This is a genomic window from Streptomyces rectiviolaceus, from assembly GCF_039533825.1.
GTDB lineage: Bacteria > Actinomycetota > Actinomycetes > Streptomycetales > Streptomycetaceae > Streptomyces > Streptomyces rectiviolaceus.
On record NZ_BAAAUG010000117.1, the window covers coordinates 1 to 15,090 of the forward strand.

General features: G+C 72.5%; 3 protein-coding genes. All 3 read left to right on the forward strand.

What is annotated here, in order from left to right; translation table 11 throughout:
* Positions 1 to 27: 27 nt before the first annotated feature.
* Entirely contained in the window at positions 28 to 8,556 is an 8,529-nt protein-coding gene (locus ABD378_RS29290; RefSeq protein ID WP_344525571.1) for an SDR family NAD(P)-dependent oxidoreductase, read from the forward strand.
* Entirely contained in the window at positions 8,553 to 11,897 is a 3,345-nt protein-coding gene (locus tag ABD378_RS29295; protein ID WP_344525558.1) for a type I polyketide synthase, read from the forward strand. Before ABD378_RS29290 ends, ABD378_RS29295 begins: the two co-directional genes overlap by 4 nt.
* A partial coding sequence (locus ABD378_RS29300) for a non-ribosomal peptide synthetase (protein WP_344525573.1) occupies positions 11,894 to 15,090 on the forward strand: 3,197 nt, incomplete at its 3' end. The genes ABD378_RS29295 and ABD378_RS29300, both read left to right, overlap by 4 nt.

A 15,090-nucleotide genomic window follows, 5' to 3' on the forward strand; every position in this document is an offset into this window, starting at 1 on the left:
GAACGCTTCCCCGCCGGGGAGCGGGCGCTGATCATGTGCCCGGCCGGACTCGACTACGTCACCTCGTTCTTCGCCTGCCTCTATGCCGACGTCGTTGCCGTGCCCGTGTACCCGCCGGACCCGGCGTTCCCGATGCGCACCCTGCCGCGGCTGACCGCCGTCGTGGAGGACGCGGAGCCGGCAGTGGTCCTCGCCCCCGCTGCGACCATCGCCCTGGTCGACCGCTTCGCCGAACACGCTCCGGCGCTGCGGAACATCGTGTGGCTCGCTGTCGACGAGATGGACACCGCGGCCGCCGACGGCTGGCGCGACCCCGGCACGAAACGCGACGACCTGGCGTTCCTGCAGTACACGTCCGGCTCCACCAGCAGCCCCAAGGGCGTGATGGTCAGCCACGGCAACCTGATGCACAACATCTCGGAGATGAACCGGCAGTTCTTCGGGAACGACCCCGACCAGCACATGGTGAGCTGGCTGCCGCCCTTCCACGACCTCGGCCTGATCATGGGCCTGCTCACCCCCGCGTACGGCGGATACCCGGTCACCTTCATGTCCCCGTACTCGTTCCTGAAGCGGCCGCTGCGCTGGCTGCGGGCCATCTCCGACTACCGGGCCACCGCGAGCCCCGCGCCGAACTTCGCCTACGACCTCGCGGTGGCCAAGGTCACCGAGCAGGACCGGCAGACGCTGGATCTGAGCACCTGGCGCGTCGCCCTCAACGGGGCGGAGCCGGTGCGCAAGCAGACCATGGACCGCTTCTCCCGCACGTTCGCCGAGTGCGGCTACCGGCCCGCCACGCACGCCCCCTCCTACGGTCTGGCCGAGGCGACCCTGGTGGTGTCCACCGGGGACCCGGCCGCCGAGCCCATCCACCGCGACCTGCGCCCCGAGGCCCTCCTCGCCGGCGGAGCCGAGAACGCGGGACCGGGCGAACCGGCGCGCAACCTGCCCAGCTGCGGCATCTCACTCCAGGACCAGAAGGTCGCCGTCGTGGACCCGCAGACTCATGCCGCGCTGCCCGACGGCAGGGTCGGCGAGCTGTGGGTCGCGGGACCGAGCGTCGCGCACGGCTACTGGCGCCGCCCCGAGGCCACCGAGGAGACCTTCCGCGCCCATCTCGACACCGGCGAGGGGCCGTTCCTGCGCACCGGCGACCTCGGTTTCGCCGACGGTGACCAGCTCTACGTCACCGGCCGCATCAAGGACGTCGTCATCGTCGCGGGCCGCAACCACTACCCCCAGGACATCGAACGCACCGTGGAGAGCGTCGATCCGGGCCTGCGGGACGGCTGCGGTGTGGCCGGCGCGCGCGAGATCGACGGCGAGGAACGGCTCATCGTCGTTCAGGAGTACCGCGGCAGCCGCTCGCCCGAGGACCGCGCACGGGTCATCAAGGCGATACGCACCGAAGTCGCCCGCGAGCACGGCCTGCAGCCGTACATCGTCGCACTGACCCGGACCGGTACGGTTCCCAAGACCTCCAGCGGCAAGCTGCAGCGCGCCGCCTGCCTCGACGCACTCCTTTCGGGCGCCGCGGAACCGCTCGCGCTGTGGCGCGCGGATGAGGCGCAGACGGGACGGGCGCCCGAGGAGGCATCGGGCGCGGGCAAGGACACACCGGAGCGTCCCGCGCCGGGCGCCACCGAGATCGAACGGTGGCTGCGCGAGTCGCTGGCCGCCGCGACCGGACGACAGGTCGCCGCCATCGATCCGGACGTGCCCTTCGCCGACCACGGACTGCGTTCGGTCGAACTGGTCGCCATGGTGGGCGACCTGGAACAACGCCTCGGGGTTCCGCTGCAGCCCGGCATCGTCTGGGAGCACCCCACCGCCGCCAAGCTCGCCGCCCACCTGGCAGGGTCGGCCGCCGGCTCCCCGGCGCCCTCGGTGGCCGAGCCCGCCACCACCCTCACGGCCCCGGTGCCCGCCACCGTGCCTGCCGGGCCTGCCGGGCCAGCCGGGCCCGGCGCGGACGAGCCGGTCGCCATCATCGGGATCGGCTGCCGCTTCCCCGGCGGTGTTCAGGGCCCCGACAGCTTCTGGCAGCTGTTGACCGAGGGCCGCGACGCGGTCACCGAGGTGCCCGCCGACCGGTGGAGCACCGAGGAGTTCACCGACGCCGATCCGGCGGCCCCCGGCCGTACCACCAGCCGCTGGGGCGGTTTCGTCGACGTCGACCGGTTCGACTCGGGCTTCTTCGGCATCTCGCAGCAGGAAGCCGCCCGCATGGACCCGCAGCAGCGACTGCTCGCGGAGGTCTCCTTCGAGGCCCTGGAGAACGCGGGCGTGCCCACCGCTTCCCTGTCCGGCACTCAGACCGGGGTGTTCATCGGCATCTCCACGTTCGACTACGCCACCGGCCAGTTGAACGACCTCGACGCCATCGACGCCTACACCGGAACCGGCAGCGCGCTGAGCATCGCCGCGAACCGGCTCTCGTACCTGCTGGATCTGCGCGGTCCGAGCATGGCTGTCGACTCCGCCTGCTCCTCCTCGCTGGTGGCCGTGCTCCAGGCGTGCACGAGCCTGAGCCGGGGAGACTGCGACCTGGCCGTCGCCGGCGGTGTCAACCTGGTGCTCTCCCCCGCGTTCGCCATCAACTTCAGCAAGGCGGGGGTCATGTCCGCCGACGGCCGGTGCAAGCCGTTCGACGCGAGTGCCGATGGCTACGTGCGTTCCGAGGGCGCCGGCGTGGTGATACTCAAGCCGCTCAGCCGGGCCCTGGCCGACGGCGACCCGGTACACGCCGTGATCCGCGGCGGCGCCGTCAACCAGGACGGAGCGAGCAACGGGCTGATGGCGCCCAACCCGAAGGCCCAGGACGCGGTGGTGCGTGCCGCCCATGCCAGGGCCGGGGTACGCGCCGCGGACATCGCCTACGTGGAGGCGCACGGCACCGGCACCATCCTCGGCGACCCCATCGAGGCCAAGGCACTCGGAGGTGTTCTCGGCGACGGTCGTGCCGCGGACCGGCCCTGCCTGATCGGCTCGGTGAAGTCCAACCTCGGCCACATGGAGGCCGCCGCGGGGATCGGAGGGCTGATCAAGACCGCCCTCATGGTCCGCCACCGCATGGTGCCGCCCACGCTGCACTACCGCGCGCCCAACCCGCACATTCCCTTCGATGATCTCCCGGTCCGCGTCGCCGACACGCTTCAGCCGTGGCCGGCCGCGGCCGGCCCGGCGCTGGCCGGTGTCAGCTCCTTCGGTTTCGGCGGCACCAACGCCCACCTGGTGGTGGAGGAACCGCCGCCGGCCGCCGCCCCCGCCCACTCCGCGTCCGAGGGCGCCGCGCTGCTGACCGTCTCCGCCCGGGACGAGCAGGCCCTGCGTGATCTCGCCGCCCGCTACGCGGACAAGCTCACCGACGCGACGCCCGCACGTGCCTTCACGGCCGCTGCCGCTGTCCGCCGCACCCACCACGAGCACCGGCTGGCCTGCGTGGGCACCGATGCCCCCGAACTGCGCACCGCGCTCGCCGCGTTCGGCCGCGGGGAGAGCGTCACCGGACTCAGTACCGGGGTGCGCCGGGCAGGACAGCAGTCGAAGCCGGTGTTCGTCTTCTCCGGACAGGGACCCCGCTGGTGGCCGCTCGCCGCCGAGCTCCTCACCGGTGACCTCGCGGCGGAGCAGGCCTTCAAGGCCGTACTCGAGCGGGCGGACACGCTGCTGCGACGCCACACCGACTGGTCGCTGCTTGACCAGCTCGCGGCCGACCCGGCGCGCTCCCGGCTGCTCGACACCGCGGTCGGCCAGCCCGCTCTCGTCGCCGTCCAGGTCGCGCTCGCCGCTCTGTGGCGCTCCTGGGGCATCGAGCCCGGCGCCGTCGTCGGGCACAGCGTGGGTGAGATCGCCGCCGCCCATGTGGCAGGTGCGATCTCCCTGGAGGACGCCCTCCTGATCGCCCTCCACCGCGGCACCGCTCTGCACGCCGCCACCGGCAAGGGCCGGATGGCTGTCGCGGGCGTCTCCCTGGACGAGGCCCGCACCCTGCTTGCCGAGCGCACGCCGGGTCCGGTGTGGATCGCCGCCTCCAACAGTCCCGGCTCCACCGTCTTCTCCGGCGAGAACGACGCCCTGGAGAAGTTCGCCAAGTCCCTGGCCGACGACGATCTCTACTGCAAGGTCCTCGAGTCCGTGGAGTTCGCCTCCCACTGCCCCCTGATGGAGCCCGTCGCCTCCGAACTGTGGCGGGTCCTCGCCCCCTTGCGGCCGCGGCCCACCGCCATCCCGATGATCTCCACCGGCACCGGGGAGTTCGTCCCCGGTGACCGGCTCGACGCCGAGTACTGGGCCTCCAACCTCACCCGTCCTGTTCTGTTCGACACCGCCGTCACCGCGCTCGCCGACGCCGGCCACAACCTCTTCGTCGAAGTGTCACCGCACCCGATGCTCACCGACGCCGTCACCGAGCGCCTCGCCTCGTACGACGACGGTGTCGCCGTATCGTCCCTGCGCCGGGATCAGCCGGGCCGTGCCACCGTGCTCGCGGAACTCGGTCGTCTGTACACCGCCGGCCACCAGATCGACTGGACGCGGGTGCACGGTCCCGCCGGGCCGATGCCCGATCTGCCCACCTACCCCTGGCAGCGCACCCGCACCCGGCACGAGCTGCGTCCGGCACGCCGGTCCGCGCACCGTGGCCATCCGGCCCTGCGCGAGCGCACCGTTTCGGCGCTTTCGCCGCACGCCGTCCACTGGTCGGCGCCGGTGGACCTCGCCGGGTTCCCTTACTTGACGGGCCATCAAGTCGGTGGCAGCCCCGTGCTGCCCGCCGCCCTGATGCTGGACGCGGCGCTCGCCGCTGCCCGCGCCCACCTCGACGACGGCGCCGTCCTGCACGACGTCGCCTTCACCCGGCTCTCCGTGGTGCCCGAGCAGGCCGACGACTCCACGCTGCAGCTCGCCCTGCTGCCCGCGACCGCCGACACCGGGACGGTGCGCCTGTTCACCCGTTCCGGTGCCGAGGAGGAATGGGCCGAGGCCGCACGGGCGGGCGTGCGCCGAACCGCTCCCGCCGGCACGGCCGAACCTCTCGCCGCCGTCCGTACGCGCTGCGCCACGCCGGCCCCGGCCGACGAGCACTACTCCACCCTGCGCCACGCCGGGCTGGCGTACGGGCCCGCCTTCCAGGGCATCGAGGAGCTGTGGCAGGGCCGGGCCGAGGCCGTGGCCCGGCTGCGTGAGCAGAGCGCCCTGACCACCGACCGCGGCAAACACCCCGTGCACCCGGTCGTGCTCGACAGCGCCCTGCAGGTCCTCAGCGCCGCCCTCGACGCACAGGACCAGCCTCTGGAGGCGACGTACGTGCCGGTGGCCGTCGGAGGCTTCACCCTCGTCGGCGACCAGGTCGCCCCCCGCTGGGCGCATGCCGCCGTCACCGCGCCGCAGCCCGGCGCCGACACCATCACCGGTGCTCGCGTCGTCCTGTACGACGCCGAGGGTGCCTCCGTCGGCGAGATCACCGACATCACCCTGCAGCGTCTGGACCGTACCGAGGCCGCGGACCCGCGCGACGAGGCCCTGCTCGATCTCGTCTGGCGCCCCGCGCCCGCGCCCTCCCCCGCGGGCCAGCAACCGCCGGGCAGCTGGCTGCTCTTCGTCGACCAGGGCCGCACCACCGCAGGCCTCGCCGACGCGCTGCGCGAGCACGGCGCCACCTGCCGGACCGTCGCCACCGGCCCGGCCTACCGCAAGGTCGACACGGACCACTACGAGATCGATCCCGGCAGTCGAGAGGACATCGCCGCGCTGCTGGCCGATCTCGCCGCATCGGGCACCGGCCCGGACGGGATCGTGCACGGCTGGTCCCTCGACATCGGCCTTCCCGAGGACGGCGACGGTCAGCCGCCGGCGAGCGCGGACGGCGACGCCGTCCTGCCGGTGCTCCGCCTCGTGCAGGAACTCACGCTGGCCGGCCAGGACCCCGCGCCCCGCCTCGTGCTGCTCACCCGGGGCGCCCAGCACGCCGCGGACGGGGACGAACTGAACGTCGGGCAGGCACCGTTGTGGGGTCTGTCCCGGGTAATCGGCCTCGAGCACACCGAACTGCGGAGCTCCGTCGTCGACCTGGACCCTGCCAGGCCCGCGGAGGAAGGCGCGCTGCTGCTCGCCGAGGTACTGGGCTCCGGCGACGACGACCAGGTCGCGCTGCGGGGCGCTGCCCGTCTGACGCCCGCCCTGCAGCCCTGGGCGCCCACTGACGATCCGGCCCAGGGTCCCCGCCCGGCCTGGAACTTCGACGCCGCACGCGACGGGAACCACCATCTGCTGGCCGCCCGTCCCGGCAGTCTCACCAGTCTCAGCCCCACCTGGTGGCACCGCACCCCGCCGGGTCCTGGCCAGGTCGAGGTCCAAGTCGCCGCCTCGGGACTGAACTTCAGTGATGTGCTCAAGGCCCTCGACTCCTACCCGGGTGCCGAAGGGGTCGTACCGCTCGGTGCCGAATGCGCCGGCCGGGTCATCGCTGTCGGCGAGGGCGTCACCGAGCGGCAGGTCGGCGACCGGGTCATCGCTGCCGGCCCCGGCAGCATGGCGGCCTTCATCACGCTCGACGCGCGGCTGGTGGCCCCCGCTCCCTCGGCCCTCGACGAGGAGCAGGCCGCCGCCGTACCCATCGCGTTCCTCACCGCCGTTCACGGCCTGGAACGGCTGGCGCGGCTGGGCAAGGGCGAGAGCGTCCTCATCCATTCCGCGACCGGAGGTGTCGGGCTCGCCGCGCTCCAGGTCGCCCGCCGTCGCGGTGCCCGGGTGTTCGCCACCGCCGGCACTGCGGCCAAGCGCGATCTGCTGCGCGGTCTCGGTGTCGAGCACGTCATGGACTCGCGCACCCTCGACTTCGCCGACGAGATCAGGGCGCTCACCGACGGCCGCGGGGTCGACGTGGTCCTCAACTCCTCGTCCGGCGAGACACTGGTCCGCTCCCTGGATCTGGTCGCACCCGGTGGGCGCTTCGTGGAGATCGGCAAGCGCGACATCTACGACAACAGCCACATCGGCCTGGAGTTCTTCAAGGGCAATCGGGCCTTCCTCGCCGTCGACCTCGAGCACACCATCCGCGAGGAGCCGGAGCGGGTCGCGGACTTGTTCGCCGACGTCGTCGAGGGCTTCGACCGCGGGGAGTTCACGGCCCTGCCCATCACCACGCACCCCTTCGCCGACGCCCCCGTGGCCTTCACCGCGATGGCCAAGGCCCGCCACACCGGGAAGCTCGTGCTGGTGCCGGCGGCCGACGAATCGGTGACGACCGCGGTGGGCGCCGCGCCGGTACGCCCCTTCGGCACCTATCTGATCACCGGCGGTCTCGGCGCGCTCGGTCTGGAGACGGCTCGCTACCTCGTGGGCCAGGGCGCCCGCCATGTGGTCCTGGTCGGTCGCGGCGCCCCGGGCCCGCACGCAGAGCACGTCCTCGCCGAACTGCGTACCCGGGCCGAGGTCGTCGTCGCCGCCGCCGATGTGTCCGAACGCGGTGCGGTGGAGGACCTGCTGGCCCGCCTGGACGAATCCCTTCCGCCACTGGCCGGTGTCGTGCACGCCGCGGGCACGCTCGACGACGGCCTGCTCACCGGCCTCGACCCGGAGCGGTTCCGGTCCGTCGCGGGCCCGAAGTCGGCCGCTGCCTGGCATCTGCACCAGGCCACCCTGGGCCGGGACCTCGACTTCTTCGTCCTGTACTCCTCGGCCGCCGCCGTTCTCGGCTCGGCCAGCCAGGGCAACTACGCGGCGGCGAGCGCCTTCGTCGACACGCTGGCCCACCACCGGCGCTCGCTCGGCCTGCCCGCGCTGAGCATCAACTGGGGCCCCTGGTCACAGATCGGCCTCGCGGCCCGCCCGGACCGGGGTGGGTCCCTGGCCGCCCGCGGCATCGAGAGCATCAGCCCCGACCAGGGCATCGCCGCCCTCGACCGGATACTGACCGGCTCCGCCGCCCAGGTGTGCGTCCTGCCGCTGGACCGCGAGAAGGTGCGCGGCCATCACGGCGGCGGCCTGCTGCGCACCCTCCTCGACGACGACGGGGGCCAGGGCCAGGACACGGACGGCGCAGCGGGACCGCAGGACGAGATACGCCGCCTGATGCTCGCGGTCGAACCCGGCCGCCGCCGCAGGGCCGTACTGACCGAGCACGCCAGGGCCGTCGCCGCCCGCCTCATCGGAGCGGACCCCGCCAGGATCGACTCCAGCGCCCCCATCACCGGTATGGGCTTCGATTCGCTGCTCTCCCTGGAGCTGCGCAAGTCCCTGGAGTCGTCGCTGCGCGTCCAACTGCCCTCCACCGTCACCTGGCGCTTCCCGACCATCGACGCCCTGGTGCCGTACCTGGCCGACCGGATGGGCATCGAGCTCGAGTCCGGCCAGGCTCCGGGCGAGGACCGGGCAGACCCTCCCGCCGTTCCGGCAGGACCCGTACCGGATCCCTCGGCCACCGCGAGCGCCGGCGGGATCGCCGGCGGGACCGCCGCGAACGAATCCGTGGACCTCGACGCGATGTCCGCCGCGGAACTCGAAGCACTCCTGATGGCCAAGACCACACAGATCGACGAGGGGGCTCAGCGATGACTCCGGGACCGGACCTGACAGCGGCCGAGACGCTCAAGCGCGCCTACCTGACGATGGAGCGCCTCCAGAGTCAGGTCGCGGAGTACGAGCGGACACGTTCCGAGCCCATCGCCATCGTGGGCACCGGCTGCCGCCTCCCCGGCGGCGTCACCGACACCGCCTCCTACTGGCGGATGCTGGCGGAGGGCACCGACGCCGTGGGTGAGATACCCGCCGGGCGGTGGGACCACGAGGCGTTCTACGACGAGGAAGCCGGGAAGCCGGGGAAGATCTACACCCGCTCCGGCGCGTTCCTGGACGACCTCGAGCACTTCGACCACGACTTCTTCGGTATCTCCCAGCGCGAGGCCGTGGCGATGGACCCGGCCCAGCGGCTGAGCCTGCAGGTGTGCTGGGAAGCCCTGGAGAACGCGGGTCACGCGCCGTCAGAGCTGGCGGGCAGCCGCACCGGTGTGTTCCTGGGCGCGGCCTCCTGGGACTACATCACCGCCCGGCTGCGCCACCCCGACGACATCAGCGCCTACACCAGTTCCGGCGCGGCGATGTCCTTCATACCGGCCCGTATCGCCTACCTCCTCGACCTGCGCGGCCCGAACCTCGCTGTCGACTCGGCCTGCTCCGCCTCGCTCCTGGCCGTCCACCAGGCGTGCCAGAGCCTGCGCCTCGGCGAATGCGACACGGCCCTGGCCGGCGGCGTCAACGTGGTGCTCTCGCCGATGCTGATGATCTCTCAGTCGCAGTTCGGCTCGGTCTCCCGGCAGGGCCGCGCCAGGACCTTCTCCGACAGCGCCGACGGCTATGTACGCGGCGAGGGCTGCGGCGTGGTCGTGCTCAAGCGGCTGTCCGACGCCCTGCGCGACAAGGACCGCGTCCTCGCGGTCGTGCGCGGCGGCGCGGTCAACCAGGACGGCCGGAGCGCGGGCATCACCGCACCGAACGGCGCCGCGCAGCGCGATGTGTTCCAACGCGCCCTGGATGCCGCGGGGGTGACGGCCGATCAGGTCGGCTACATAGAGACCCACGGCACCGGAACCCGCCTCGGAGACCCCATCGAGGCCGATGCTCTCGCCGATGTGTACGGCCGCGACCACGGGTCTCCGGTCTACCTCGGCGCCGTCAAGACCAACATCGGTCACCTGGAAGCGGCCGCCGGTATCGCCGGTCTCATCAAGGCCGCGGTGTGCCTGGACCGCGGCGAGATCCCCCCGAACCTGCATTTCGACCGGCTGAACTCCAACATCTCCTTCGACGGTACGACCTTCCAGGTGCCCACCGCCCTGACCCCGTGGCCGGACACCGAAGGCCGCCGGACGGCCGCGGTGAGCAGCTTCGGGCTGAGCGGCACCAACGTTCACCTGATCCTGGAGCAGGCGCCGGTACCGTCGGCGCCGCCCGCCGAGGACGACCGCAGGCCCGCCTCGGTCCTTGCGCTGTCCGCCCGCAGCGAGAGCGCGCTCACCGCGCTCGTCGGCCGCTACGCCGAACGCCTCGCCGAGGACGACACCTCACTGGCGGACGTGTGCCACGCGGCGGGCACCGGCCGCTCCCACTTCCGTCACCGTCTTGCCGCCGTCGGCACCAGCCGCCAGGAGGTCGCCGACCGGCTCGCCGCCTTCACCCGCGGCGAGAGCGCGCCGGGCCTGGTGCAGGGCGACGCGGACAACCCCGAGGTCGTGTTCGTCTTCACGGGCCAGGGAGCCCAGCGCCCTGGAATGGCCCGCAAGCTGTACGACACGCAGCCCACGTTCCGGCGGGCGGTCGACGAATGTGCCGAGATCCTGCGCCCGCTGCTCGACCGGCCGCTGCTGTCCGTCCTGTTTCCCGACGCCATCGACGACACCGACGACACCGACGACCTCGACGACCAGCGGATCAACGACACCGCCTACGCTCAGCCCGCCACGTTCGTCGTCGAGTACGCCATGGCCGAGCTGTGGCGCTCCTGGGGCGTCACGCCCGCGGCCGTACTCGGCCACAGCTTCGGCGAGGTGGTCGCGGCCTGTGTGGCGGGGGCCATGTCCCTGCGGGACGGGCTGGCCTTCGCGGTGGAACGCGCCCGCCTCATCCAGGAGTTCTCGCTGCCCGGGACCATGGCCGCGATCTTCGCATCCGAGGAGGAGGTCGCCGCCGAGCTCGCCGCGCATCCGGGACGGATCGCCATCGCCGCGGTCAACGGCCCCGCGAACATCGCGGTCTCCGGTGACCGTGACCTCGTCGAGGCCGTGTGTGCCGCGTTCAGTGCCCGCGGCGTCAAGGCCAAGCGGCTGCACATCGCATCGGCCGGACATTCCCCCCTGATGGACCCCGTCCTCGAGCCGCTGCGCCGCGCCGCCCAGCAGATCACTTTCACCGCCCCGCGCATTCCCCTGATCTCCAACGTCACCGGCGAGCTGTGGCCCTGGGACAAGGCACCGGATCCCGACTACTGGTGCCGGCACGTCCGCGGAACCGTCCGGTTCACCGACGGCGTGCGCACCCTGCGGTCCATGGGATACCGCACCTTCGTGGAAGTCGGCCCCGCCCCCACCCTGTTGGGCGTCATCAGCGACGCCCTGCCGCCGGGCCACGACGACCTGCTGCTGCCCAGCCTGCGGCCGAAGCAGGACGACTGGGAGGTCCTGCTGGGCACGGTGGCCGAGCTGTACGCGGCCGGCACCCCCATCGACTGGGCCGGCTTCGACCGCGACTACACCCGCGCCAACGTGGCCGTGCCCACGTACCCGTTCGATCCGGTCCACTGCTGGCAGCCCCCGCGCCCGTGGGACGGCACCGCGACGGCGCCTGCCGGGGACGCCGGGGACGCCGGGGACGCCGAGGACACGGACGGCGCACCGGCCGTGAACGGCTCCGGCGACCGCCGCTCCCGGTCCGGCCGCCGCTCCTCGCGCGGCCGGCGCCGCGCGAGTCGTATCTCCACGGCCGCCGAGCTGCTGGCGCTGGGGGAGACCGAGCGTCTGGACACCCTCTGCGCCCAGTTCGTGCTCAGCGTCAAGGACGTCCTGGGCTCGGCCTCCACCGACGTCGGTGTGGACGATCCGCTGACCGCGTTCGGCCTGGACTCCCTCATGGCCGTCGAACTGCGCAACGAGATCCAGAGCAGGCTCGGCCTGACCCTGCAGATCACCGACTTCCTGGGCGACGCGACCATCGCAAGCGTCGCCAGGAGCATCGTCAAGGAGCTTGCCGTGACAGGTGGCAGCGGCTTGACGAGCACAGGGCACGACGGCCCCGGGGCACCCGCTGCGATCCAGCGCATGCCCCGGGCCGTCGATGCCGCCACGGCGCTTCTCGACGAACTGACCGCCTCCGCTTCCGTGTCCGGCCAGGAGAAGCACTCGTGACCGACGACCTCGCCGGGCGCCTCGCCGCCCTCACTCCTGAAGAGCGGGCCCGGTTCGACGCCCTGCTCGCCGAACACTCGGCCGAGGTCACCTTCCCGCTGGCTGTCCTGCAGCGCGGCACGTGGTTCCTCGAACAGCTCCGGCCCCGCAACCCCGGCTACATCGTGCCCGGCGCGGTGCGCGTCGAAGGCCCCCTCGACACCGGCCTGCTGCGCGGCGCCGTCGCCGAGATCGTTCGCCGGCACGAGGCCCTGCGCACCACCTTCCGGTCGCGTGACGGTGCGCCGGTCCAGGTCGTCCACCACCACCTCGCCACCGATGTCCCGGAGACCGATCTCAGTGGCACGCAGTACACCGACGCCGACCGCCAGAAGTGGATCGACGATGCCCTCGCCGAGCCCTTCGACATCGAGACCGGCCCCCTGCTGCGGGTGCGCCTGCTGCGCACCGGTCCCGACCGGTCGGCGCTCGTCGTCGCGATGCATCACCTCGTCTCGGACCGCTGGTCCATCGCGGTCTTCCTGAACGAACTGTCCGAGCTGTACGAGGCGTTCGCCGCGGGCCGGCCATCGCCGCTGGGCGAACTCGCCATCCAGTACGGGGACTTTGCCTCCTGGCAGTGCCAGCAGATCGGCGGTGACGGCTGGCAGCAGGGGCTGTCCTACTGGCGCGAGCACCTCGCCGGCGCTCCGGCCGTGCTCGACCTGCCCACCGACCGCCCCCGCCCGGCCGTGCAGGGCTTCAACGGCGGCTCCGTCCCCGTCGATCTACCGCCCGCCCTGATCCGTGAACTGGCCGCGCTGGCCGGGCGGCACGGCGCGACGCCGTACATGGCGCTGCTCACCGTCTTCAAGATTCTGCTGCACCGCTACACCGGCCAGGACGACATCGTCGTCGGGGTGCCCACCGCGCTGCGCGGGCACGCCGAGGTCGAACCGCTCATCGGCTACTTCGTCAACACCCTTCCCATCAGAGCGGACCTGTCCGGCGGCCCCGGCTTCGAAGCGGTCCTCACCCGCGTCCGCGACGCCTGCCTCGGCGCGTATGCCCATCAGGACATTCCCTTCGAGCTGATCGTCGCCGACCTCAACACCGCCCGTGACCTCAGCCGTCCCCCGGTGTACCAGGTCAGCTTCAGCTACGGCCGGGAACCAGTGCCGACGCTCGCCATGGCCGGCGCCCGCCTCACCCGGCTGCCGGTCCGGAGCGAAGGTGCCCGCTTCGATCTGGAACTGCAGGCGTTCGACACGGACGGGGGTGTCACCGGCTGGTTCGAGTACGACCGCGACCTCTTCGACGAGGAAACCGTCGTACGCCTCGCCGGTCACTTCCGTCGCCTGGTCGAGCAGATCGTCGCCCGCCCCGACGCCCCCATCGGCGACCTGGACCTCCTCGACGCAGCGGAACGCCACCGCCTCGTCGGCGAGCTCAATGCCACCGACCGGCAGTGGCCCGAGGGCCTGGTGCACGAATGCATCGAGGAGCAGGCGCGCCGCACCCCTGACGCCGAAGCCGTCCGGTACGCGGGGACCTCGCTGACCTACGCCGAGCTGAACGAGCGGGCCAACCGCCTCGCTCACCTGCTGCGCGGACGCGGCGTGGGCCGGGACGTCCTCGTCGGCGTGGCCATGGAACGCTCCCTCCAGCTCGTGGTCGCCCTGCTGGCCGTCCTCAAGGCCGGCGGGGCGTACGTCCCCCTCGACACCGGGCTGCCGCCCGCCCGGCTGGCCGCCATCGTCGAGGACGCCCGGCCCCCCGTGGTGCTCACCCACGGCGGCTCGGCCGGCCGGCTGCCCGGACTCGACTGCCCCGTGCTGCGGATGGAGGATCTCGCCACCGAGCTGGCCGCGCAGTCCCCGGAGAATCCGGACGCGGCCGTGGACGGCGAGGACCTGGCGTACGTCATCTTCACCTCCGGGTCGACGGGCCGGCCCAAGGGCGTGATGAATGTGCACGCCGCCCTGCGCAACCGGCTGCTGTGGATGCAGGACGCCTACGGCCTGGACGCCTCCGACCGGGTGCTGCAGAAGACGCCGTTCTCCTTCGACGTGTCGGTGTGGGAGTTCTTCTGGCCCCTGATGACCGGTGCCGCCCTCGTGATGGCCCGGCCCGACGGGCACCGTGACAGCGCCTACCTCGCCGACACGATCGCCACAGAGCGGATCACCACGATCCACTTCGTGCCGTCCATGCTGCAGCTCTTCCTGTCCGAGCCGCCCGGGCGCTCGGCGGGTCTGCGGCGCGTGTTCTGCAGTGGCGAGGAGCTGTCCCGCGACCTCCACGACCGCTTCCTCGGCCTGCACACGGCCGAGCTGCACAATCTGTACGGACCGACCGAGGCCGCGATCGACGTCACTGCCTGGCACTGCCGGCCGCAGGACGACCCCCGCCCGGTGCCCATCGGCCACCCCATCGCCAACATCCGCATGTACGTACTCGACCGCCACGACCGGCCTGTTCCGGCCGGAGTCGCCGGTGAACTGTGCATCGGCGGCCGGGGGCTGGCCCGCGGCTACCTGGACCGCCCGGAACTGACCGCCGAGCGCTTCACGGACGACCCGTTCGTCCCCGGGGCCCGTATCTACCGCACCGGCGATCTGGCCCGGCACCGCACGGACGGCGCGCTGGAGTTCCTCGGCCGTCTCGACCACCAGGTCAAGCTCCGCGGCCAGCGTCTCGAACTGGGTGAGATCGAGGCCGTGCTGACGCGGCACGCCACCGTGCGCGAAGCGGTCGTGGTCGCCCACGAGCACTCCCCCGGTGACGTCCGCCTGGCCGCCTATGTCACCCCCGCGCGCGCCGACAGGCCCGAGGCCGGGGATCTCGCCGCCCATCTGCGCGAGCAGCTGCCGGAGTACATGGTCCCGGCCTCCTTCACCGTGCTCGACGCCCTGCCGCTGACCCCCAGCGGCAAGACGGACCGCAAGGCCCTGCCCGCGCCGCAGACCGGCCGCCCCGACCTCAAGACCCGGTTCGTCGCCCCCAAGGACGGCCTGGAGCAGACGCTCGCCGGCATGTGGCGCGGTCTGCTGGGCGTCGAGCGCGTAGGGCTGCGCGACAACTTCTTCGACCTCGGCGGGCACTCCCTGCTCATGGCCGAGTTCCGGACCGGGCTTGCCGCGGCGCTCGGCCACGAGCTGACCATGGTCGAACTTTTCCAGCACCCCACGATCGAATCCCTTGCCGCCCGCCT